Source organism: Patulibacter americanus DSM 16676 (assembly GCF_000420025.1).
GTDB classification, from domain to species: Bacteria; Actinomycetota; Thermoleophilia; order Solirubrobacterales; family Solirubrobacteraceae; genus Patulibacter; species Patulibacter americanus.
Map to the genome: position 1 here is coordinate 229,874 of NZ_ATUD01000005.1, position 21,135 is coordinate 251,008.

21 protein-coding genes are annotated in these 21,135 nt (G+C 74.5%); 7 read left to right on the forward strand and 14 right to left on the reverse strand.

The window, feature by feature from the left end; genetic code table 11:
• Positions 1-22: 22 nt before the first annotated feature.
• Complete coding sequence (locus F593_RS0110815; RefSeq protein WP_022928770.1) at positions 23-1,480, forward strand: MiaB/RimO family radical SAM methylthiotransferase; 1,458 nt, start codon at positions 23-25, stop codon at positions 1,478-1,480.
• An 81-nt stretch (positions 1,481-1,561) separates the two neighbouring features.
• Here F593_RS0110815 and F593_RS0110820 read toward each other — a convergent pair whose 3' ends face one another.
• Complete coding sequence (locus F593_RS0110820) at positions 1,562-2,353, reverse strand: SDR family NAD(P)-dependent oxidoreductase (RefSeq protein ID WP_022928771.1); 792 nt, start codon at positions 2,351-2,353, stop codon at positions 1,562-1,564.
• Between the two features lie 11 nt (positions 2,354-2,364).
• On the reverse strand, positions 2,365-3,534 hold the full coding sequence (locus F593_RS29870) for an FIST signal transduction protein (RefSeq protein WP_157251722.1): 1,170 nt from the start codon (positions 3,532-3,534) through the stop codon (positions 2,365-2,367).
• 21 nt (positions 3,535-3,555) lie between these two features.
• Between F593_RS29870 and miaA the strand changes: the two genes are divergently transcribed.
• The gene (gene miaA / locus F593_RS24285; protein WP_157251724.1) at positions 3,556-4,473 is read left to right on the forward strand and encodes a tRNA (adenosine(37)-N6)-dimethylallyltransferase MiaA; all 918 of its coding nucleotides are present in this window, start codon (positions 3,556-3,558) and stop codon (positions 4,471-4,473) included.
• A gap of 30 nt (positions 4,474-4,503) precedes the next feature.
• The gene (gene dapF, locus F593_RS0110835) at positions 4,504-5,412 is read left to right on the forward strand and encodes a diaminopimelate epimerase (protein WP_022928773.1); all 909 of its coding nucleotides are present in this window, start codon (positions 4,504-4,506) and stop codon (positions 5,410-5,412) included.
• A gap of 115 nt (positions 5,413-5,527) precedes the next feature.
• Here the strand turns inward: dapF and dapD are convergent, their stop codons facing one another.
• The 4 genes from dapD to dapE form a co-directional block, all read right to left on the reverse strand.
• Positions 5,528-6,541, reverse strand: coding sequence for a 2,3,4,5-tetrahydropyridine-2,6-dicarboxylate N-succinyltransferase (gene dapD, locus F593_RS0110840; RefSeq protein ID WP_022928774.1), 1,014 nt, complete (start codon positions 6,539-6,541; stop codon positions 5,528-5,530).
• 10 nt (positions 6,542-6,551) lie between these two features.
• Positions 6,552-7,121: a helix-turn-helix domain-containing protein gene (locus tag F593_RS30585; protein WP_022928775.1), complete on the reverse strand. Its 570-nt coding sequence runs from the start codon at positions 7,119-7,121 to the stop codon at positions 6,552-6,554.
• A 330-nt stretch (positions 7,122-7,451) separates the two neighbouring features.
• On the reverse strand, positions 7,452-8,747 hold the full coding sequence (locus tag F593_RS24295; RefSeq protein ID WP_022928776.1) for a pyridoxal phosphate-dependent aminotransferase: 1,296 nt from the start codon (positions 8,745-8,747) through the stop codon (positions 7,452-7,454).
• 113 nt (positions 8,748-8,860) lie between these two features.
• Positions 8,861-9,946, reverse strand: a complete 1,086-nt coding sequence (gene dapE, locus F593_RS0110855; RefSeq protein ID WP_028721606.1) for a succinyl-diaminopimelate desuccinylase — start codon at positions 9,944-9,946, stop codon at positions 8,861-8,863.
• Positions 9,947-9,998: 52 nt separating this feature from the next.
• On the opposite strand from dapE, the gene hflX reads away from it, so the two are divergent.
• The 3 genes from hflX (at position 9,999) to dut (ending at position 12,338) form a co-directional block, all read left to right on the forward strand.
• Complete coding sequence (hflX, locus tag F593_RS24300; protein WP_022928777.1) at positions 9,999-11,366, forward strand: GTPase HflX; 1,368 nt, start codon at positions 9,999-10,001, stop codon at positions 11,364-11,366.
• Complete coding sequence (locus F593_RS0110865) at positions 11,363-11,767, forward strand: ACT domain-containing protein (protein ID WP_022928778.1); 405 nt, start codon at positions 11,363-11,365, stop codon at positions 11,765-11,767. The genes hflX and F593_RS0110865 overlap by 4 nt, the downstream gene beginning before the upstream one ends.
• A gap of 106 nt (positions 11,768-11,873) precedes the next feature.
• Positions 11,874-12,338, forward strand: coding sequence for a dUTP diphosphatase (dut, locus tag F593_RS0110870; protein WP_051160495.1), 465 nt, complete (start codon positions 11,874-11,876; stop codon positions 12,336-12,338).
• A gap of 106 nt (positions 12,339-12,444) precedes the next feature.
• Here dut and F593_RS24305 read toward each other — a convergent pair whose 3' ends face one another.
• From F593_RS24305 to F593_RS24330, 8 genes are all read right to left on the reverse strand, one after another.
• Positions 12,445-13,488 carry an ABC transporter substrate-binding protein gene (locus F593_RS24305; protein WP_022928780.1) on the reverse strand — a complete coding sequence of 348 codons (1,044 nt, stop codon included), beginning with the start codon at positions 13,486-13,488 and terminating at the stop codon, positions 12,445-12,447.
• Positions 13,485-14,249: an ABC transporter permease gene (locus F593_RS24310; protein ID WP_022928781.1), complete on the reverse strand. Its 765-nt coding sequence runs from the start codon at positions 14,247-14,249 to the stop codon at positions 13,485-13,487. The genes F593_RS24305 and F593_RS24310 overlap by 4 nt, the downstream gene beginning before the upstream one ends.
• Positions 14,246-14,968 carry an ABC transporter permease gene (locus tag F593_RS24315; protein ID WP_022928782.1) on the reverse strand — a complete coding sequence of 241 codons (723 nt, stop codon included), beginning with the start codon at positions 14,966-14,968 and terminating at the stop codon, positions 14,246-14,248. Before F593_RS24315 ends, F593_RS24310 begins: the two co-directional genes overlap by 4 nt.
• On the reverse strand, positions 14,965-16,161 hold the full coding sequence (locus tag F593_RS24320; protein ID WP_022928783.1) for an ABC transporter ATP-binding protein: 1,197 nt from the start codon (positions 16,159-16,161) through the stop codon (positions 14,965-14,967). Before F593_RS24320 ends, F593_RS24315 begins: the two co-directional genes overlap by 4 nt.
• A 161-nt stretch (positions 16,162-16,322) precedes the next feature.
• A complete protein-coding gene (locus F593_RS0110895) occupies positions 16,323-17,045 on the reverse strand; it encodes a type 1 glutamine amidotransferase (RefSeq protein WP_022928784.1) in 723 nt (240 codons plus the stop codon).
• Entirely contained in the window at positions 17,038-17,823 is a 786-nt protein-coding gene (locus tag F593_RS28180) for a class I SAM-dependent methyltransferase (RefSeq protein ID WP_022928785.1), read from the reverse strand. Before F593_RS28180 ends, F593_RS0110895 begins: the two co-directional genes overlap by 8 nt.
• A complete protein-coding gene (locus F593_RS0110905; protein ID WP_022928786.1) occupies positions 17,820-19,241 on the reverse strand; it encodes a MurT ligase domain-containing protein in 1,422 nt (473 codons plus the stop codon). The genes F593_RS28180 and F593_RS0110905 overlap by 4 nt, the downstream gene beginning before the upstream one ends.
• A complete protein-coding gene (locus F593_RS24330) occupies positions 19,238-20,254 on the reverse strand; it encodes a diacylglycerol/lipid kinase family protein (protein ID WP_022928787.1) in 1,017 nt (338 codons plus the stop codon). The genes F593_RS0110905 and F593_RS24330 overlap by 4 nt, the downstream gene beginning before the upstream one ends.
• A 71-nt stretch (positions 20,255-20,325) precedes the next feature.
• On the opposite strand from F593_RS24330, the gene F593_RS0110915 reads away from it, so the two are divergent.
• Positions 20,326-21,084 carry a peptidylprolyl isomerase gene (locus F593_RS0110915; RefSeq protein WP_022928788.1) on the forward strand — a complete coding sequence of 253 codons (759 nt, stop codon included), beginning with the start codon at positions 20,326-20,328 and terminating at the stop codon, positions 21,082-21,084.
• Positions 21,085-21,135 lie beyond the last annotated feature (51 nt).

Consider the following 21,135-nt stretch of genomic DNA (forward strand, 5'->3'; position numbering starts at 1 on the left):
GCGCTACCCTCCGTCGCTCCGTATGAGCACCGTCACGCCCTCCAAGCGGTACCACGTCACCACCTTCGGGTGCCAGATGAACGAGCACGACTCCGAGCGCATGAAGGGCATGCTCGAGTCGCTGGGCTACGCCGAGGCGCCCGTCGCCGACGAGGCCGACCTCATCCTCTTCAACACGTGCTCCATCCGGGAGTCCGCGGACTCGCGGTTCGTGGCGCACCTCGGCCACGCCAAGCGCATGAAGAAGGAGCGCCCCGGCGTGGTCGTCGGCGTGGGCGGCTGCTGGGCGCAGTCCGTGAAGGACGAGGTCTTCCAGCGGTTCCCGTTCGTCGACGTGGCGTTCGGCCCGGGACAGATCAACAAGCTCGCCGAGTTCCTCACCGCGGACGAGCTGACCGCGCAGGGCTACTTCGAGTTCGAGGGCTTCCCGGCGCACCTGCCCACGAAGCGCGACCGCGACTTCCAGGCGTGGGTGCAGATCGCCGTCGGGTGCAACCTCAAGTGCTCGTACTGCATCGTCCCCTCGACGCGCGGGCGCGAGTCGTCGCGGCCGTTCGAGCAGCTCGTCGCCGAGGTCGAGCGCCTCGCCGCCGACGGCGTGCGCGAGGTGACGCTGCTGGGCCAGAACGTCAACGCCTACGGCCGCGACCTGCGCACGACGGACCCGCTGCCCGAGGCGCTCGTCCCGTTCCACGAGGCCGCGAAGCGCCCGACCGGCCGCATCGTCGCCGTCGACGGCGCCGCGGACGCCGCCGGATCCTCGGCCGGGCGCCCCCGTCCGCGCACGTTCGCCGAGCTGCTCACGGCCGTCGCCGCGATCGACGGCATCGAGCGGGTCCGCTACACCTCGCCGCACCCGAAGGACATCCGCGAGGACGTCGTCGCGGTCCACGCCGCGCTGCCCGAGGTCTGCCAGCACATCCACCTGCCACTGCAGTCGGGGAACAGCCGCATCCTCAAGCGCATGCGGCGCACGTACGACAAGGAGCGCTTCCTCGACCGCGTCGAGATGATCCGGGCGCAGTGCCCGGACATCGCCCTGAGCACCGACATCATCGTCGGCTTCCCGGGCGAGACGGAGGAGGAGTTCCAGGACACGCTCGACGTCGTGGAGCGGGTCGGATTCGACGGCGCCTTCACGTTCGTCTTCTCGCCCCGCCGCGGCACGGAGGCGGCGGAGATGACGGAGGACTTCGTCCCGCACCCCGTCAAGGTCGAGCGCATGGAGCGGCTCGTCGAGGCCGTCCAGCGCCGCTCGCGGGAGCGTACCCAGCGGTTCGTGGGCCGCACGCTCGACGTGCTGATCGAGGGTCAGTCGCGCACCGATCCCGACCGCCTGCGCGGCCGCACGTCGCACAACAAGGTCGTGAACTTCACGGGCTTCGGCGAGCCGGGAGAGACCGTCCTCGTCGAGATCACCTCCGCGACGTCCCAGACGCTCGCGGGCGAGATGTCGCTGCTCTCGAAGCTCGGCGCCTGAGCCGACCGACGACGGCGGTCGGCGGGCCGCGCTCGCGGTCGGTCGCTCGCGGCGGCCGGGCCGCGACCGCCCGTCCGCGCCTCAGCGCTTGGAGCGCTGGGCCTCGGACATCTCGCGCCCGACGCGGCCGCCGTCGACCTTCACCGCCACCCGCTGCGGCAGGCCGGGGAAGAGGCCGTTGAGGACCCCCGTCGCCCGGACCCCCACGGGGGCCACGTCGACCTCGCCGCGGTCGCGCTCGATGGCGCGGACGACCCCGTCGGCGACCTGGTGGGGCGAGCTCGTCCCCACGCCCTTGGGCAGCTGGACGCCGGTGTCGGCGTACATCCCCGCGTCGCGCACGAAGCCGGGGAAGACCGCGCTGATCCCGATGCCCTGCGGGGCCAGCTCGGACCGCAGGCCCTGGGCGAACCCGCGGAGGCCGAGCTTCGACGCGGCGTAGAGGCTGGCGTCGGCCGTCGGCACCTTCGCCGACATGGAGGAGACGTAGACGTGGTGGCCGCGGCCCCGCTGCTGCATCGCGGGCAGGAGCAGGCGGGTGAGCATCACGGGCGCCCGCAGGTTCACGTCCAGGACCCGGTCGAGCTCCTCCGGGGAGAAGTCGTGCAGCGGGCCGCTGCCCGGGACGGCGGCGTTGTGGACGACACCGTCGACGTCGCCGTGGTCGTCGGCCAGCCGACGCACGTCCTCGGCGCGGGAGAGGTCGGCGGGGACGGCGACGGCACCGAGGTCGGCCGCGAGCGGCTCGAGCACCTCGGTGCGGCGGCCCGTGAGCACGAGGCTCGCGCCCTGGGCCGCCAACGCGCGGGCGATCGCGTCGCCCAGGCCTCCCGTGGCGCCGGTCAAGAGGATGGTCGCTCCGCGCAGCTCCATACCTCGGGACCCTAGGCCAGGAAGACCGCGAGTGTCGCCGTGAAGCCGTGGGCGAAGGGCCGACCGCCGACCGGGCCGATCTCGCCGGCGGAGATCATGCCGACGAGGGGGAGGGGCCCCAGCCCGGCCTGGATCGCCTCGGCGTCGTGGTTGGCGTGGCCGAACATGTCGCTGCCGCGGCCGTTGCAGGTGAACGCCAGCGCGCCTGCGACCCGGGCGGACCCCGTGGCCGTGCGTCGCAGCGCGAGCTCGTCGTCCAGGTCCGTCGTCGCGGTCTGCGGATCGCGGACGTGCAGCCGCGCGACCTGGCCGACCGTGACGGGCGCCCCGACGACGACGGCGCCGGACTCCGGGTCCGCGCCGGCGAGGCCGCGGACGATGAAGTCGCCCGGCCCGTAGTCGGGCTGCCCGGGGTTGACCACGAGGCCGAGCAGCAGGCCGTGCCGGATCTGCTCGCGGTCGTCCTCGTTCAGGCTGTCGACCGTGTCGCGCAGGACGTCGATGGCGGGGCGGCCGGCGAGCTCGCGGATGACGGCGCCCTCGCCGGCGGTCACGGTCAGCTCGGGGCCGATGGGGCGCGCGCCCTGCGAGACGAGGGGCAGGACCTCGATGCCCTCGAAGCGGATCCCGAGACCGGCGGCGGTGCTCTGTCCGAGACCGCGCAGGAGCGGCCGGCCGTCCGGCGGCACGAGGGACGGCACCCCGCCGATCACGGGAACACCGGGCAGGTGCTCGGCAAACGCGTTCAGGGTCGCCTCGAGCGGCAGGTGCGCGGTGTCGGCCAGCAGGATCACCGCGGAGGTCGCGCCGAGCTCGACGGCCGGGATGCCGGAGAGCGCGATGCCGTCCTCGATCTCGGTGGTGTGCAGCTCGAAGACCTCGGCCCGGCCCTCGTCGCCGAGCGAGATCGCCCAGACGGCCACGCCGTCGCCCTGCTCGTGCTCCTGCTCGCCGGCGATCAGGCCGCCGGCGGTGGTGCCCACGAGCTCGGTGGGGTCGAGGATCTCCTGTACGACACGCAGCGCCTCGGCGGGCTCCGTGACGAGATCCCCGCCGACGAAGACGAGGGCGACATCGCACGGCGCGCCCCCGAGGGCGAGGTGCGCGTCGTGCGCTGCATCGGCCGCCCCGGCGGCCGCGGAGGGCGCTGCGGAGAAGCCGGAACCGACGACGACGGACATCCCTGGACCATACTCACGGCCGTGGTCCGCCCCTCCGTCGTCGCGATCTTCGGCCCCACCGCGGTCGGCAAGACCCAGATCGCGCTCGCCGTCGGCCGCGCGCTCCGGGCGGCCGGCCTGGATCCGGTGGCGATCTCGGCCGACGCCATGCAGGTCTACCGGGGCATCGAGACGCTGACCGGGGCGCGCGACGCCCTGGACCAGGACGAGCTCGAGCACCGCCTCGTGAGCGTCCTCGACGTGACCGAGACCTGCTCCGCGGGGCGGTTCGCGCGCCTGGCGCACACCGAGATCGACGCGGCGCTCGCCGCCGGCCGGACCCCGGTCGTGGTCGGCGGGACCGGCCTCTACCTGCGCGCGGCCCTCACGGAGCTGCAGCTGCGGCCGCCCGCCCCGCCGGAGCTGCGGGCGCGCCTGGAGGCGGACCTCGAGCGGGAGGGCCCCGAGGCGCTGCACGCCCGCCTGGCCGCCGCGGCGCCGTGGGCCGCCGAGGGGATCGCGCCGCGCGACCGCTCCCGCCTGGTCCGCAAGCTCGAGCTGCACGAGCTCGGGGAGCTGCGCCCGCCGGAGGGCCCCAACGCGCTGTGGACGGACGAGACCCGCCACCCGACGCGCCTCGTCGGCCTGGTGCGCGACCGCGACGAGATCCGCGCCCGCATCGAGCTGCGGATCGACGCCATGCTGGCCGCCGGCGCCGCGGACGAGGTCCGTGCCGCCGCCGCGGCCGGCGCGTCGAGCACCGCCCGGAAGGCCCACGGGTTCGAGCCGTTGCTCGACGACGACGAGGACCGCATGCGTCGCGACACCCGCCGCTACGTCAAGCGCCAGCTCACCTGGATGCGCAAGCTGCCGGGGGTCGAGGTCGTCGACCTGACCGGCGACCCGGACCCGGACGCGGTGGCGGCCCGGATCGTCGCCCCGCTGCTCGCCGAGGGGTGACTCCCGACCCGCGGCCCTAGACTCCCGCCGATGCAGTTCGAGAAGTGGCAGGCGCTCGGCAACGACTACCTCGTGGTGGAGCGCGACCGGCTGCCCGTGCCGCTGACGCCCGCCCGGGCGCGGCTGCTCTGCGACCCGCACCTGGGCCCCGGGGGCGACGGCGTGCTCGAGCTCTCCCCGCCGACGGAGCCGGGCACCGTCGCGGCGCTGCGGATCATCAACCCCGACGGGTCCGAGGCCGAGCTCTCCGGCAACGGCGCCCGCGAGGCGATCATGTACCTCGTGCGCCGGGGCTGGACGGACCGGACGCAGTTCTCCATCACGACGGCCGCCGGCGAGATCCGCCCGACAATCCTCTCCGAGACGACGTGCCGCGTCGACATGGGCCGCGCACGCACGGTGAGCGACGACCACGACGTGCCCGGCACGGACGGCCGGGGCGCGCTCGACACCGCGGAGACGCTGCACCCGTCGGCGGCCGACGCCACGCCGCGCAGGTGGCGGTACCAGCACGTGAAGATCGGCAACCCGCAGTGCGCGATCCGGGTCGACGACCTCGAGACGCTCGAGGCGCTCGACCTGCCGGCGATCGGCCCCGGCATCGAGCACCACCCGGTGTTCCCCAACCGCACGAACGTCTCCTGGTACTGCGAGCTCGAGCCGGGTGTGATCCGCGCCCGCATCTTCGAGCGCGGCGTCGGCGAGACCATGTCCTCCGGCACGGGCGCCTCGGGCGCCGCGGTGGCCTACGTCCTGAGCGGCGGCGGCAGCGGCGCAGGGGACGCGGAGCACGAGGCGGTCACGGTCCGCCTGGACGGCGGCGAGCTGACGGTCGACGTGGCGGACGACCTCCACGTCGACCTCACGGGCTGGGCCGTCCCGGTCTACGCCGCGCAGGCGTCGGACGAGCTCGTGGCGGCGCTGCGCGAACTTGACTAGGTCGAGCTCTTAAGGCCGTGGCGGCGCCGATCCGGGGCGTGGTGGCGCCGATCCGGGGCGTGGTGGCGCCGCCACCGGACCCGAGGCCGCGCGGCGTGGTCCGCCGCCCTTCGCGTCAGTCGTTCGCGTGCAGCTGGGCGTTGAGGCTGCCCCAGCTGCCGGTGCGCTCCAGAGCCACGACGGCGCCGGTCTGGCTGTCGCGGCGGAAGAGCAGGCCGTCCTTGCCGGAGAGCTCCCGTGCCTTGACCGTGGTGCCGTCGGGCAGGGCGACGACGGTGCCGCCCGTGACGTACAGGCCGGCCTCGACGACGCAGCCGTCGCCGAGCGAGATCCCCACGCCGGCGTTCGCGCCGAGCAGGCAGCCCTCGCCGAGCGCGATGACCGCGGTGCCGCCGCCGGACAGCGTGCCCATGATGGACGCGCCGCCACCGACGTCGGTGCCGTCACCGACGACGACGCCGGCCGAGATGCGGCCCTCGACCATCGAGGCGCCGAGCGTGCCGGCGTTGAAGTTCACGAAGCCCTCGTGCATGACGGTGGTGCCCTCGGCGAGGTGGGCGCCCAGGCGCACGCGGTCCGCGTCGCCGATCCGCACGCCGCTCGGGACGACGTAGTCCGTCATCCGCGGGAACTTGTCGATCGACGTGACGGCGACGGGCCGGCCCTCGGCGCGCAGCCGCAGGCGGGTCTCCTCGAAGCCCTCGACCGCGCACGGGCCCTGCGAGGTCCAGACGACGTTGGCGAGGTGGCCGAACTGCCCGTCGAGGGAGAGGCCGTGGGGGCGCACGAGGCGGTGGCTGAGGAGGTGCAGGCGCAGGTAGACGTCGTGAGCGTCGACGGGCGCGGCGGCCAGGTCCTCGATGACCGTGGCGACCGCGACGGTGCGCGTGCCGCGGCCGGCGTCGCGGCCGATCGAGGCGGCCAGCGCGCCGCCGCCCGAGGTGGTGGCGCGGGCAAAGGAGACCTCGCTCGTGCCGGTGCCGCCGGCGTGCCCGGTGGCGGCGATCGCCTCGGCGTCGAGCCCCAGCGCGGGAGCGGGGAAGAAGACGTCGAGCGTGCGCCCGTCGACCTCGGAGATCGTCGCGAGTCCGAGGCCCCAGGCCCCTGCGTGCTGCTGCTGATCGGTCACGGCCCGGAGCCTACGGAATCGCCCACGCCACCGGCCGGACCGCTGCGGGGCGCGCCGGCGGCGCCGGGGCCGCGACGAGACGAGCCTTCCCGCCTCCCGGCAGGTCCGCAGCCGCGTTCTTCCCACCCGCCACGCGGTCGGTGGGCGAGCGATCCGCGACCGTCCCGGGCGCGATCTCGAGCACGACGACGCTCTCCGTCTCGAGCGCCAGCTCGGCGAGCTGCCCGACGGTCATCGAAGACCACCGCCCGTGCTCCAGCTTCGAGACGCGGGGCTGATCCAGTCCGAGCCTGCGTCCGAGGGTCTCCTGCGTCCAGTGGTTGCGCCGTCGATGACGCGCGACGAGCGGACCGACCGCAGCCGCGACGAGCGCCGTGACGGTCGGACCGGCGGGGCCGACGTGCGCCGGCGGGTCGGGTCGGGCGAAGCCCCAGGCCACGAGCTCCTCCCGCGTGTACACGTCCGGCTCGTCGAACTCCTCGTCGACGCCGATGGCCCAGCCCGTGGCGGCGAACCGCTCCTCCTCGTCGACGGGTTCGGCGAACCACGGAACGGCGCGGACGGATTCCGACCCACACACGCGTTGCGGCGGTATGTCCTCAGGAACATGATTCATGTCTCTCAGGACATATCGCCATGTGGCGCCCGACTTGGGCGCACGCCACAGTTCTGACACGCATCCGCCGCCGTCTGCGAACGGCCAAGATCGGTTCCGTAGCCACCTGGCGCCGTGTCCGTCCCTGGCGTCGCGTCCGTCCCTGGCGCCGTGTCCGTCGCTGGCGTCGCGTCCGTCCCTGGAGTCGCGTCCGTCCCTGGAGTCGCGTCGGTCCCTGGCGTCGCGTCCGTCCCTGCTGCCGCGCGCGCCGCGCGCGCCGCGATCGGGCCCCGACGCCACGGCACCGCCCGCCGGTCAACCCTCCGAGAGCACGTTCATCCGCCGCGCCGCCTCCGCACAGTCCTCGAGCGTGGGAACCAGCGCCGCGCGGACATAGCCCTCGCCGGCCGGGCCGAAGAACGCTCCCGGGGCGACGACGATGCCCGCGCGCAGCAGGCAGGCGGCATAGGCGGCGCTGCCGCGGTCGGCCGGGTCGCCGTCCGTGAGAATCTCGACGAGCCCGGCGGTCGCCGGGTCGGCCAGCGCGTCGGCCGCCCACGCCGCATCCGCCCAGCCGTCCGGGACGGCCAGCCAGCGGAAGAAGGAGGCGGGGCCTCCGGCGTTCTGCAGTCCCAGGGCGTCCAGACCGGGGGAGAGGACCGCGAGCTTCTCGCGGTAGCGCTCCCGGACCTCGGCGACGTGGGCCTCGTCGTCCCAGGCGGCGACCGCGGCCAGCTGCACGAACCGCTGGGGCGCCACGCCGACGCTCGGGCGGAACTGCTTCAGCGCGGCGATCAGGGACGGGTCGCCCGCGGCGAAGCCCGAGCGGTAGCCCGGCATGGACGAGCGCTTCGAGAGCGTGTTGCAGACCAGGACGCCCTCGAGCCCGTCGCCGTCGTCGGCGACCTGCAGGGCCGAGTCGGGCGCGTCGCCGTCGAACCACAGCTCGCTGTAGGCCTCGTCGCTGGCCAGCACGACCCCGTGGGCCCGGCAGCGCGCCGCCGCCTCGCGGTACCAGTCGCGGGAGGCCACGGCCGCGGTGGGGTTGTTCGGGTAGTTCACCCAGATCATCGCCAGGCGGGCCCACGCCTCGGCGGGGATCGCGTCGAGGTCGGGGAGGAACCCGTCCTCGGCCCGCAGCGGCAGCTCGAGCACGTCGGCGCCGGCGAACCGCGCCCCGCGCTCGTAGACGGGGTAGGCGGGCTGCGGGACGCCCACGAGGTCGCGACCGCCCGGGCGGTCGACGAGGACCTGGGGGAGCGTGAAGACGAGCTCCTTCGAACCCAGCGTCGGCAGGACGTGGCGGTCGGGGTCGAGCGTCACGCCGTAGCGGCGCCCCGCCCAGCGGGCCACCGCGGCGCGCAGCTCGGGCAGGCCGACGGCCAGCGGGTAGCTCGACACCGTCTCGTCGAGCACGGCGTCGGACAGCGCCCGGCGGATGAAGTCGGGTGTCGGCTCCCGGGGCTCGCCGGCCCCCAGGTCGACGAGCGGGGGCACGTCCTCCCCGGCCGCGCGCCGGGCGTCGAGCGTCGACCGGGCGTGGGTCAGGCGCTGGAACGGATAGACGCCGGAGCGGCGCAGCAGCGGATTGCGCGGGTAGGACGGGGCCATCGGACGGAGACGCTACGCGACCCCGATGTCTGCCGCCCGTCCACCGGCTGTCGGTCCGGCGCCCGCCCTTCGGTGCGACCCGCCTCGCCCGGTCCGGCGCCCCCGCCCGCCGCTCACGCCCCCGTGCGCACCAGGGCCGCGAGGGTCTCGTAGGACCGCGTGAGCGCCACGGCGCTGACCTGCTCGTCGCGCTTGTGGGCGTCCTTCGGGTCGCCCGGGCCGAAGTTCACCGCGTCGACGCCCGCGAGGGTGAACTCGGCGACCGGGGTCCAGGCCTGCTTCGGCGTGACGGGCCGCCCCGTCCGGGCGATCAGGGCCTGGGCCAGCGGGCCGTCCACGGCGACCGCTCCCGAGGGGGCGTGGCCGACGATCGTGAGCTCGGAGTGCTCGACGTCGCACCACTCGCGCAGCTGGGCCTCGGCGGCCTCGGGCGCCACCCCCGGCGGGTAGCGGTAGTTCACGTGGGCCTCGACGCGGTCCGGGATCACGTTGTCGGCCACGCCGCCCGAGACGCGGGTGACGGAGACGCACTCCGCGTACTCCAGGCCGCTGAAGACGTGGTGCGAGACCGGGACGTGGGCCAGGCGCGAGATGCCGTGGGCCGCGCGGTGGATGGCGTTCTGGCCCAGCCACGGGCGGGCGCTGTGGGCGGCCTCGCCGTGGAACGTCCACGTCGCGTTGAGGTTGCCGAGGCAGCCGCCCTGGACCTCGCCGGCGGTGGGCTCCATCACCACGGCGAGGTCGGCGGTGCGCAGCCCGGGCCGGCGCTCGAGCAGCGGGGTCAGCGCGGTGTCGACGAAGGGCAGCTCCTCGCGGCCGAAGAGGACGACGCCGAGGTCGCAGGCGCGGTCGGGGTCCTCGTGCACGCCGTCGCGCAGCAGCTCAAGCATCACGGCGCAGGCGCCCTTCATGTCGCACGTGCCGAGGCCGTGGACCACGCCACCCTCGCGACGCCCCGGGCGGTTGCCCTGCGCGGGCACGGTGTCGAGGTGGCCGCCGAGGAGGATCAGCGGGCGGTCGCCGCGCTCCGCGGTGCCGGCGATCAGGCACGTGTCGCCGGCGTCGATCGTCGGCACGCCGGCCTCGGCCAGCAGACTCACGACGAGTTCCAGGGCCGCCGCCTCGTCCCGCGACTCCGACGGGCAGTCGACGAGCCGGAGGGTGAGATCGGCGAGGCGATCGGTCAGCGACGCGGGCACGGGCCGACGATACCGCCGTCCGGCCGCCCGACCGGGCGTAGAATGTCCGGCAGTGTCCAAACGCCGCGAAGACCAGCACACCTTTACCGCGCGTCAGTTCGACACGACGCACGCCGACGACCTCGACCAGCAGCGCAAGGCCGAGAACCAGAAGGCCGTGATCGTGGCCGTCCTGAAGGAGGGCGACGACCTCACGGAGCTGCGCGAGCTGCTGCGCACCGCCGAGGTCGAGGTGCTCGACCAGATGGTCCAGCACAAGGACGATCCGCACCCGAACACGTACCTCGGCGAGGGCAAGCTCGTCGAGCTGAAGGAGCGCTGCAAGGAGCTCGGCGCGACGGTCGTCGTCACGGACGACGAGCTGTCCCCGCGTCAGGAGCGCAACCTCGAGGCGGCCCTCGGGATGCCGGTGCTCGACCGCACCGCGCTGATCCTCGACATCTTCGCCGTCCACGCCAACAGCGCGGAGGGCAAGCTCCAGGTCGAGCTCGCACAGCTGCAGTACAACCTCGCCCGCATGCGGGGTCTGTGGACCCACCTCGACCGCCTCGGCGTCGGCGGCGTCGGCACCCGAGGCCCCGGCGAGACGCAGATCGAGACCGACCGCCGGCTGGCGCGCGACCGCATCTCGAAGCTGCGCCGCCGCCTGCAGGAGGTCAAGGGCACGCGTGGCGTGATGCGCCGCGAGCGCGAGCGCAGCGCCCACATCCCCAACGTGGCGCTCGCCGGCTACACGAACGCCGGCAAGTCGACGCTCCTCAACGCGCTGACGGGCTCCGAGGTGGGCGTGGAGGACCGGCTCTTCCACACGCTCGACCCGACCACGCGCGAGCTGCGCTGGAACGGCCGCACCTACCTGTTGACCGACACCGTCGGGTTCATCCGCAAGCTCCCGCACGACCTCGTCGACGCGTTCGGTGCGACGCTGGAGGAGACGGTCATCGCCGACCTCGTCCTGCACGTCGTCGACGCGAGCCAGAGCGACGAGCAGATGACGATGGTCATGGGCGCGGTCAACGAGGTGCTCAAGGACATCGGCGCCACGGAGAACGTGCACGTGCTCGTCCTGAACAAGACGGACTTGATCTCGGACGAGCGCCGCGAGGTCCTGTGGGCGCGCTACCCCGACGCGGTGCAGGTGGCCGCCGGCGCGGGTGAGGGCCTGGGTGCGCTGGCCACGCGCATCGAGGACGAGTTCGAGGCCACCCTGCAGCCGGTCGAGCTGCTGCTGCCCTACGCCGACGGCCGCACGCTCGACGAGCTGCACAAGCTCGCCGGCGACCTGCAGCAGGAGCACCGGGCGGACGGCGTGCTCGTGCGGGCCCGGATCCCGCGGACCCTCGTCGGGCGCTACGACCGCTTCCGCCTCCAGCCTGCCGCAGGCACCGACCGCACCGACGACGGCGACGTCGGCTCGTGACCTCCGCCGCGGACGCGGGCCTCGTGCTCGACGTCCTGGACGTGCACCTGGCGGTCTGCCGGATGAACCACGACGCGCCGTTCCCGACGTGGCTGCCGCGCACCACCAGCCCGCTGACGGCGATCGTGCGGACGGACGACGAGCTGTCCATCGTCTGCCCCGCGGCGGAGGTGCCCGGCGACGTGCACCACGAGGGACCCTGGCGCGCCATGAAGGTCGCCGGCCCGCTGGACTTCGCGCTCGTCGGCATCCTGGCCCGGCTGTCGACGACGCTGGCCGAGGCCGGGGTCAGCATCTTCGCGATCTCGACGTTCGACACGGACTACCTGCTCGTGCGCGCCGACGCGCTCGGCGACGCGGTCGCCGCCCTGCGCTCCGCCGGGCACGACATCCGCGACTAGCGGCCCCGCGGGGCCGGAGCCACGCGGCGCGGGGCGAGGCCGGGCGGGCGGCACCCCGTAGCTCCTGGGCCCCACGCCACCCCGCAGCGAGGTCCGGCACCGTGCGATGCTCCCGCGCGTGTCGGCCGCCCCGGACGTGCTCACCCTCGCCTTCCGCCGCCTGCGGCCCGACGCGGTCCTGCCCGTCCGCCAGCACGCCGAGGACGCGGGTCTCGACCTCTGCTGCGTCGAGCCCGTGCGGCTGGGGCCCGGGGAGCGAGCGAGCGTGCCGACCGGCCTCGCGGTCGCGGTGCCCGTCGGCTACGCGGGCTTCGTCACGCCGCGCTCGGGGCTGGCGGCGAAGCACGGCGTCACGCTCGTCAACACTCCGGGCGTGGTCGACGCCGGGTACCGGGGCGAGCTGCGCGTGCTGCTGATGAACACCGACCGGCACGAGGTCTTCGCCGCGGAGCCGGGCGAGCGCATCGCCCAGCTCCTGATCGTGCCCGTCGCGCTGCCGGCGACCGTGGAGGTCGACGCCCTGGACGAGACGGTGCGCGGCGCCGGCGGGTTCGGGTCGACCGGGCGCTGACGCCCCGTCCGCTGCCGGCCCGGCCGGGGCGATCCGCCGGGGCCGACCCGCCGACCCGACCGGGCCGGGCCGACCCGCCTGCGCGTGGCGGCCCGGTCGGCCTCGGCTACTTCGAGACGAACCCGAACTGCGTGAGGTACGCCGCGGCGGCGTCCTCGGGGGTCTCCTTGTCGAGATCGACGCGCGCGTTGAGCTCCTGGACGTTCGCGGCCGTGAGCTGGGCGTTGACCCGGTCGATCGTGGCGGCCATGTCCGGGCCGGCCTCGTCGGCGACCTTCTTCGTCACCAGCAGCGTGGAGTTGTAGGGCGGGAAGATGCCCTTGTCGTCCTTGAGCAGCACGAACTTCTCGCGCTTGTTCTGCGGGTCCGTCGTGAAGACGATCGAGACGTCGGCCTGGCCGCCCGTGAGGACGGTGGAGCGCTGGCTCACGTCGACGGGCGTGAACTTCTTGAACTTCAGGCCGTAGGTCTGCTGCAGGCCGAGCAGGCAGTCGAGGCGCTGGCGGCACTCCGGGCTGCCGTAGAGCGTGAGCTCGCCGGCGACCTTCGCCAGGTCGGAGATGTTCGTCAGGCCGTACTTCTTGGCCGTCTCCTGCGTGACCGCGACCTCGTTCGAGCTCGTGAACGGCGTGGGCGGGAGCGCCTCGATGCCCTGCTTCTCGAAGTCCGCCTTGACCTGGTCGTAGGCCTCGGTCGGGTCCTTCGGCAGGTCGGGCGTCTTGACCTGGAAGAAGGACAGCAGCGCCGTGCCGGTGTACTCGGGGTAGGCGGAGATCGCGCCGCTCTTCAGGCTCTTCAGGGCCGTCTGCTCGTCGCCGAGGTTGAGCTCCTTCTCCACCGTGTAGCCGGCCGCCTCCAGCGCCTGGGCGTAGACCTCGCCGAGCACCTTCTGCTCCGTGAAGTTCTTCGAGCCGATCGTGAGCGTCGTCTTCGCGTTGTCCGAGTTGCTCTGGATGAGCGTGCCCGTCGGCGCCTCGGCGGCGCCGCCGCCGGCCGCGCCCTCGCCCTGGGCGCTCTCGGAGCCGGTGGACGCGCCGCCGCCGGACTCCTCGTCGGAGTCGCCGCCGCACGCGGCGAGCGCGAGGGCCAGGACGACGATCAGGGCGAACGCCAGCAGCGTTCGCAGGTGTCGTGGTGTGGTGAGGGTCATGAGGTTGCTGCGCCCTTTCGAAGGGTCGGGAGGAACCGGGCCCGCCGGGTGATGCCGGGGGTGCCGCGGAGGGGACGAGGGGTGACGGCGCGCTGGGCCGCGCCCAGGCCGACCTCGGCCACGATCGCCATCAGGGCCACGACGATCGCGGCCGCGAGCTTGCCGGCGTCGCCGTAGACGGCCTGGCTGAAGATCGGGTCGCCGAGGGTGACGACGCCGGCGACGGGCGCGATCGTGGCCGTGGCGATGACGTTGACGACCGAGGTGCGCAGGCCGCCGAAGATGAGGGGCAGGGCGAGCGGGAGCTCGATCTCGCGGACGATCTGGGCGCCCGTGAGGCCCTGGCCCTTCGCGGCGTCGATCACGTCTCGGTCGACCTGCGTGACGCCGACGTACGTGTTCGTGAGGATCGGCGGGATCGCGAGCAGGGCGAGGGCGAGCGTCACGTTGCCGAACCCGACACCGAGGAACGCGATGAAGACCGCGATCAGCGCGAGGCTCGGCACGGCACGGCCGACGTTGGACACCGTGACGGCGAGCAGCCCGCCGCGGCGCAGGTGCCCGAGGACGAGGCCCAGCGGCAGGGCAATCAGCGACGCCAGCCCGACGGACGCGAGGACGACCTTCAGGTGCGTCCAGGCCATGGCGCCGAAGTCCGACAGGCCGCCGACCTGCGCGCCACCGGCCCGGCCTTCACGGGCGTGGAAGATCACGTCGATCGCGTCGCCGAAGAGGCCGAGCGCGGCGAGCGGGGCGCTCATGCGGTCGCCGCCCGCGTCCAGGGGGTGAGCAGCCGCTGGGCGAGCAGCACGAGCAGGTCGAGGACGACCGCCAGCAGCACGCACAGGCCGCCGGCCACCAGCACGTTGCTCTTGAACGTCAGGTCGGCGTAGATCGGGTCGCCCAGCCCGCCGGCGCCCGCGAAGAACGCGAGCGTCGCGAGGCCGACCGTCGTCGTGGCGGCGATCCGCAGGCCCGCCGCGATCTCGGGCAGGGCGAGCGGGATCTCGACCTTCCACAGCACCTGCCGGTCGGTCAGGCCCATCCCGCGCGCCGCGTCGACCGCGTCGGCGGGCACGCCGTCGAGACCCGTGATGACGTTGCGGAAGATGATCAGCAGCGTGTAGGAGACGAGCGCGATCTCCGCCGTCAGGAACCCGCGGCCCGTCAGCGGCAGCAGCAGGAAGAACAGCGCGAGGCTGGGGATCGTGTAGAGGATCCCGGTGAGCTGCACGATCGGCGTGACGAGCCAGCGGCGGCGATGGGCCAGGAGTGCCAGGGCGAACGAGATCGTGAACCCGATCACGAGCGCGACGACCGTGAGCAGCACGTGGCGCTGCAGCGGCTCCACGTAGCGGTCGAAGTTCTCGGCGATCCAGCTGGGGCACACCCCGTCGCGGGCGACGCAGGCGTCCTGTCCGGACGCGCCGGCGGAGCGATCGCGGACGAAGCCGCCGGACTGGGCGAGGACCAGGCTCACGCGCCCGTCCCGTGGTGGGCCTCGGCCGGCTGGACCGGGGCCGGGCCGGGCGGGGCGAGCTCGCGCGCCACGGCGTCGGCGGAGAGGATCCCGATCACGACGCCGCGGTGGTCCGTGACGGCCGCGTACTGGACGCGGTGCTGGAGGACGTCGGAGAACGCGTCTCGCAGGATGTCGTCCCGGTCGACCACGGCGACCTCGGAGCCGATGCCGTCCGCGATCCGCTCACCGTGCAGATCGTCGTCGTCGAGCCAGGCCAGGGGCCGGCCGTCCGCGTCGATCACGAGGGGGTAGGGCACCTCGGCGCGGCGGAGCGCCTCGCGGACGCCCGCCACCGGGTCGCCGTAGCGCACCCGCGTGGGCTCCTCGAGCTCGAGGTCGCGCACGCGGCCCAGCGCCAGGCGCTTCAGCGCGCGGTCGGCGCCCACGAACTGCTCGACGAACTCGTCGGCGGGGGAGAGCAGGAGCTCGGCGGGCGTGGCGTACTGCGCGAGCCGGCCGCCCGGGCGCATGACCGCGATGCGGTCGCCCATCTTGATCGCCTCGTCGATGTCGTGGGTGACGAAGACGATCGTGCGCCGGACCTGGGCCTGCAGGCGTAGGAACTCGTTCTGCAGCCGCTCGCGGGTGATGGGGTCGATCGCGCCGAACGGCTCGTCCATGAGCATCAGCGGCGGGTCGACTGCCAGGGCCCGCGCGACGCCGACGCGCTGGCGCTGGCCGCCCGAGAGCTGGGCGGGGTAGCGGTCGGCGAACTCGGGATCCAGGCCGACGAGCTCGAGCAGCTCCGTGGTACGGGCCGCAATGCGGTCGGTGGACCAGCCCAGGAGCTTGGGCACGGTGGCGACGTTCTGGGCGATCGTGCGGTGCGGGAACAGCCCCGTCTGCTGGATGACGTAGCCGATCTCGCGCCGGAGGTCGGCGGGCGCCCGCTCCGTGTTGGGCCGGCCGTCAATCAGGATCTGTCCGGCGGTCGGCTCGATCAGCCGGTTGACCATCCGCATCGCGGTGGTCTTGCCGCAGCCGGACGGGCCGACGAGCACGCAGATCTCGCCCGCCGGGACCTCGATGGAGAGCGACTCGATCGTCGGCCGGGCGTTGCCCGGGTAGCGCTTCTGCACCGCGTCGAAGCGCAGCGAGGCGGCGGGCGTCGCGGTCGGGCCGCCGTCGTCGGGCTTGGTGGTGCGGGTCATCCGGGCTCCTCGTCGTGCGGCCGCGCGCCTCCGCGGTCGCGGCGACTCTACCAGCGGGAACCCCTGTCCCCCGCCTAACCGACGAAAGTCGATCGACATACCGGGTTTCCCGGGCGGGGCCGTCCGGAGGGACTACGCGCCCCGGACGGCCACCGGTTGCCTCAGACGCCGGCGGCGCGGCGGGCGCCGGCGTGGGCGGCGTCCTCGAACGCGTCGTCCAGCGGCGCCAGCTCACCCGGGTCGATCCCCAGGGCGGCGGCGATGAGCCAGTCCGCGAACCACGCGTTCTTCGGCAGGAGCGGCCCGTGCAGGTACGTGCCGATGACGTTGCCGGTGCGGGCGCCCTCGTGGCCGGACGAGCCCGTGTTGCCGTGCCCGGCCAGCACGCGCCCGAGCGGCTCCTGGCCGGGGGCGAGGATCGTGCGACCCCCGTGGTTCTCGAACCCCGCCAGGGTGCGGCCCTCGACCTCGATGGCCACGTTGCCGATGAGCCGGCCCTCGCCGCGCTCCGTGTGGACGTCGAGCAGCCCGAGGCCGGGGAGCGTGACTCCGGGCTGCAGCCCGTAGTGGTGGCCGAGCAGCTGGTAGCCGCCGCAGACGGCGAGGATGGCGCCGCCGCGCGCCGCGTGGGCGTGCACGGCGTCCTTCTTGACCGTGGTGAGGTCCAGCGCGCAGAGCTGCTGGTCGCGGTCCTGCCCGCCGCCGAGGTAGAGCAGGTCGTGGGCGTCGGGATCGAGCTCGTCTCCGATCGTGGAACGCGTGACCTCGAAGCCGATGCCCCGCCACGCGCAGCGGCGTTGCAACATGAGCAGGTTGCCGCGGTCGGCGTAGATGTTGAGAAGGTCGGGGTACAGCGCCCCGATCCGCAGGGTCCGCTCAGACACCGAACATCACCACCTGGCTGCCGACGTGCTCGTCCGTGGCCGCGATGACGCGGCGGGGCATGACCTGCAGGCCCGCCCGGCGGCCCTCCTCCTCGAGCGTGTCCGCGTCGAGGACATCGAGGACCGTGCGGTCCGTCGTGACCTGCCGGTCGCCGCCGGGCTCCACGATCTCGCGGACGCGGTCCAGCGCGATCCGGCCGTCCTCCACGGTCACGGCGACGGGGCGACTGGCGTAGATCGTGCCGTCGTGGTCGCGCATGTCGGGGGCCAGCGTCTCGGCCTCGTCCGCACCGAACGGCTCGACGGCCTCGACGATCGCGACGGCCGCGAGCCCGTCCGGGGTCAGGTGCTCGCGTACCCCGGCGAGGAACGTGTCGCGTCCGGCGGCGCCGCCGAGCAGCTGCACCGTCTGCATCGGGGCGAGGATGAGGTCGAACCGCTCCCCGAGCCGCAGCTCGCGGCAGTCGGAGACGGCGGCCGCGGCGGGCAGGCCCCGCAGGGCGGCGCGGCGGCGCAGCTCGGCGCAGAACACGGGGTCGACGTCGATGCCCAGCACGGCGTGGCCGGCCGAGGCGAGGTCGAGCGCGACGCGGCCCGTGCCGGCGCCGAGGTCGAGGATCCTCGGCGGCGGATCGGACGCGGGCCGCGCGCCGGTGAGGGCCCGCCACAGCGGCAGGTCCTCCCGGTAGCCGCCGCACTCGAGGTCGTGCCAGCGGATGTGGTCGAGCTCGGGGGTGCGCTCGGGGCGCGTCCCGGCCGGGCGGATGTCGGCGCTCATGCGAAGGACCCCTTGGCGGCGCCGCGGCGGACGAGCTCCTGGCGCAGCTCGAGCATCGCGGTGTAGGTCGGGATGGCGTACAGCGGGACGGTGGGATCGGCCGGGGCGGCGTCGAGTGCGGCGTCCAGGGCCGCGCCGATGCCCTCGGGCACGACAGCGATCCGGTCGGAGGGCACGCCCGCGTACTTCCAGCGGACGGCCATCTCGGCGGCGCGGGTCCCGGCGCAGGTGACGTGGCGGACCCGGTCGGCGAGGAGCTCGAGGTCGGCGTCCCACACCCAGGAGACGTCGCGGCCGTCGGCGATCCGGTCGTTCAGGACGGCGAGGACGTCGAGTTGCCCGTCGGCGAGGGCGAGCGTGCGTGCGACCTCGTTGGCGCCGGCGGGGTTCTTCACGAGGAGCAGCTGCAGCTCCCGGTCGTCGATGACCACGGTCTCCGCGCGGCCGAACGCGGCGGCGGTGGAGGAGAGGCCCGCGGCGATCGTCGCCAGCGGCACCCCGAGCGCGTGGGTCAGCGCGGCGGCGGCCAGCGCGTTGTAGACGTTGTAGAGCCCGGGCAGGTTGATCCGCACGTCGACGCTCCCGACGGGCAGCGCGATCGTGACGTCGGAACCACGCGTGCCGTCCAGGACGACCCGGGTGGCGACGACCTGGGGCTCGGGTCGGGTGTGCCCGCAGGACGGGCAGGAGTAGTGCCCGAGGTGCCCGACGAAGGACGCCGTGTAGACGTACGCCGCGCCGCAGACCCGGCACGTCGTCGCGTCGGAGGCGTGGTCGGCCACCGTCTGCGCGACGGAGACGTCGCCGACGCCGAAGTAGAGGACGTCGTCGCGCTCCAGGCCAAGGTCGGCGACCGCGGGGTCGTCCGCGCCGAGGATCAGCCGGAACGGCGCCCCGTCGGTGCCGTCGTCGCCGGCGACGATGTCGTGCCAGCGGTCGGCGATCGCCTCGAGCTCGCCGTAGCGGTCGAGCTGGTCGCGGAAGAGGTTCGCGAGCAGCACGACGCGGGGGCGCAGCTGCTGCACGAGCCCGCCGAGCCAGAACTCGTCGACCTCGAACAGGCCGAGCCGGCCGTTCGGTCGCCCGCCGCGCCAGGAGCCCATGAGCGTGGCGGCGATGCCGCCGGCCATGTTCGCGCCCTGGCGGTTGTGCACGAGCGTCGTGCCGTGCGCCTCGAGGATCGACGCGACGAGCGCGGCGGTGGTCGTCTTGCCGTTCGTGGCGCTCAGGACGACGGAGCCCTCCTCGAGCCGGTCGGCCATGCGGGCGATCGCGTCGGGGCGCAGGCGCGTCAGCACCTTGCCGGGCAGGCTGGTGCCGCCCTTGCCGCCCATGCGCGCGGCGCGGCCCGCCAGACGGGCCGTCGCGACGGCGGCGGACAGGGGCAGGCCGCCGCGGGAACGGGCCGGCGCGCTCACGCGCCCACCGCCTGGACGGCGCCGTCGAGACGCGCGAGCGTGGGGGCCACGGTCCGCGGCACGACGAGCCGCAACGACGCAGGACGCGCGGTCACCGTCATCGGCAGGCGGCCGATCGGATCGCCGTCGGCGTAGGCCTGCAGCGGGCCGTCGGCCGTCAGCGCGACGGTGCGTCCGCGGGTGACGCCGACGGACGGGGAGCGCAGGTGCGTGCCGCCGAAGACGCGGGGGAGGAACCGCAGGAGCCGCAGGCGGTCGCGGGTGTCGCAGGACCGCTCGGCGCGGCCGTGGTGCGCGACGGCGACGACGTCGAGCAGCCCGTCGGCGACGGAGGCGTCGGGAGCCATGTGCATCCCTCCACCGTAGGCCCCCGCGTTCGCGACGGCGATCAGGAGCACGTTGTGGCGCTCCTCGCGGTCGTCGCGGAGCACCCGCAACGGCACCGGCCGCAGGCCCGCCAGGGCGCCCAGGACGCCCCACACGTAGACGAGGCCGCCGAGCGCCGCGGGGGCCTCGTTGGCGATCCGGTTGGCCTCGGCGTCGAAGCCGACGGAGACGAGCGAGAGGAACGTGCGCTCCACGCCGTCGCGGTCGCGGGCCGAGCCGGTGTCGACGGCGACGACGACGCCGTCGACCAGGGCGTCCGCCGCGTCCTGCGGGGTGCGGGGCAGCCCGAGGTAGCGGGCGAAGTCGTTGCCGCGCCCGGCGGGCACGACGCCGACCCAGGCGTCCTCGCGTCCGGCGGCCGCCTCGGCGACGAGCCGCAGCATGCCGTCCCCGCCGACGGCGACCGCGACGTCGCCGCGGTCGAAGGCCTCCGTGGCCGCGGCTGTCGCGTGCTCGGCGTCGCGCGTGGCGACCGTCCGTGGGCGGACCCCGCGACCCGCGAGCCGCTCCGACGCGGCGGCGGCCGCGCGGGCGGAGCGGCCGCCCCCGGCGGTGGGGTTGACGAGCAGCGTCAGGCCGCGGCCCGCGACGGCGGTCGCGGGCACGCCGTCGGGTTCCGTGCGCACCCGGGCAGTATCGCCGGACCGGCGGCGGCCCGTCGGATCGATCGCGTCCGGGTGCGGTCTATGCTGCCGCCGTGGCCACCCGTATCCGCACCGCCCGTCCCGGCGCCCGCCGCGTCTCCCTGCTGCTCGCGACCGCCGTCCTCGTGCCCGGCCTCGCGGCCTGCGGCGGAGACGACGACACCACGTCGACCGCAGCGTCGACCGAGGCGACGACCACCGCGACGAGCGAGGCCGCCCCGCCGCCCACGTCGACGGAGGAGGCGGCCGCACCCGCCTGCCAGGAGGTGAAGGCACCCGAGCCCCGCGCGGACGAGCCGGCGCTGCCCAAGCCGCGCCCCGCGCGCCTCAAGGGCACCTGGGACGTCACCGTGGCCACGAACTGCGGCTCCTTCACCGTCCGCCTGGACACGAAGCGCCAGCCGAAGACCGCCGCGTCGTTCAAGTCGCTCGTCGCCGGCAAGTTCTACGACGGCCTGACCTTCCACCGGATCGCCCAGGGCTTCGTCATCCAGGGTGGCGACCCGCTCGGCACCGGCATCGGCGGCCCGGGCTACTCCGTCCGCGAGACGCCGCCCTCCGACGCGCAGTACACGCGCGGCGTCGTCGCGATGGCCAAGGCGGGCGACGAGCCGGCCGGCACCTCCGGCAGCCAGTTCTTCGTGGTCACGGGCGACGACACGGGCCTGACGCCGGACTACGCGATCGTCGGTCGCGTCACGAAGGGCATGGACGCGGTCGACGCGATCTCCGCCGTCGGGTCCGCCGGGCCGCCGAACGACACACCGCTCGCGCCCGTCGTCATCGAGCGCGCCACCGCTGAGAAGGGCTGAGCCCGGGCGTCGCGCCCGCCTCGCCGTGGCGGCGGGCAGGGCGCCAGGGCC

What these genes read in the sequence shown, in the direction of transcription:
- F593_RS0110815 (WP_022928770.1), top strand. Translation starts at nt 23, where the DNA reads ATGAGCACCGTCACGCCCTCCAAGCGGTACCACGTCACCACCTTCGGG.
- F593_RS0110820 (WP_022928771.1), bottom strand. Translation starts at nt 2,353, where the DNA reads ATGGAGCTGCGCGGAGCGACCATCCTCTTGACCGGCGCCACGGGAGGC.
- F593_RS29870 (WP_157251722.1), bottom strand. Translation starts at nt 3,534, where the DNA reads ATGTCCGTCGTCGTCGGTTCCGGCTTCTCCGCAGCGCCCTCCGCGGCC.
- dapF (WP_022928773.1), top strand. Translation starts at nt 4,504, where the DNA reads ATGCAGTTCGAGAAGTGGCAGGCGCTCGGCAACGACTACCTCGTGGTG.
- F593_RS24295 (WP_022928776.1), bottom strand. Translation starts at nt 8,747, where the DNA reads ATGGCCCCGTCCTACCCGCGCAATCCGCTGCTGCGCCGCTCCGGCGTC.
- dut (WP_051160495.1), top strand. Translation starts at nt 11,874, where the DNA reads ATGCTCCCGCGCGTGTCGGCCGCCCCGGACGTGCTCACCCTCGCCTTC.
- F593_RS24305 (WP_022928780.1), bottom strand. Translation starts at nt 13,488, where the DNA reads ATGACCCTCACCACACCACGACACCTGCGAACGCTGCTGGCGTTCGCC.
- F593_RS24310 (WP_022928781.1), bottom strand. Translation starts at nt 14,249, where the DNA reads ATGAGCGCCCCGCTCGCCGCGCTCGGCCTCTTCGGCGACGCGATCGAC.
- F593_RS24320 (WP_022928783.1), bottom strand. Translation starts at nt 16,161, where the DNA reads ATGACCCGCACCACCAAGCCCGACGACGGCGGCCCGACCGCGACGCCC.
- F593_RS28180 (WP_022928785.1), bottom strand. Translation starts at nt 17,823, where the DNA reads ATGAGCGCCGACATCCGCCCGGCCGGGACGCGCCCCGAGCGCACCCCC.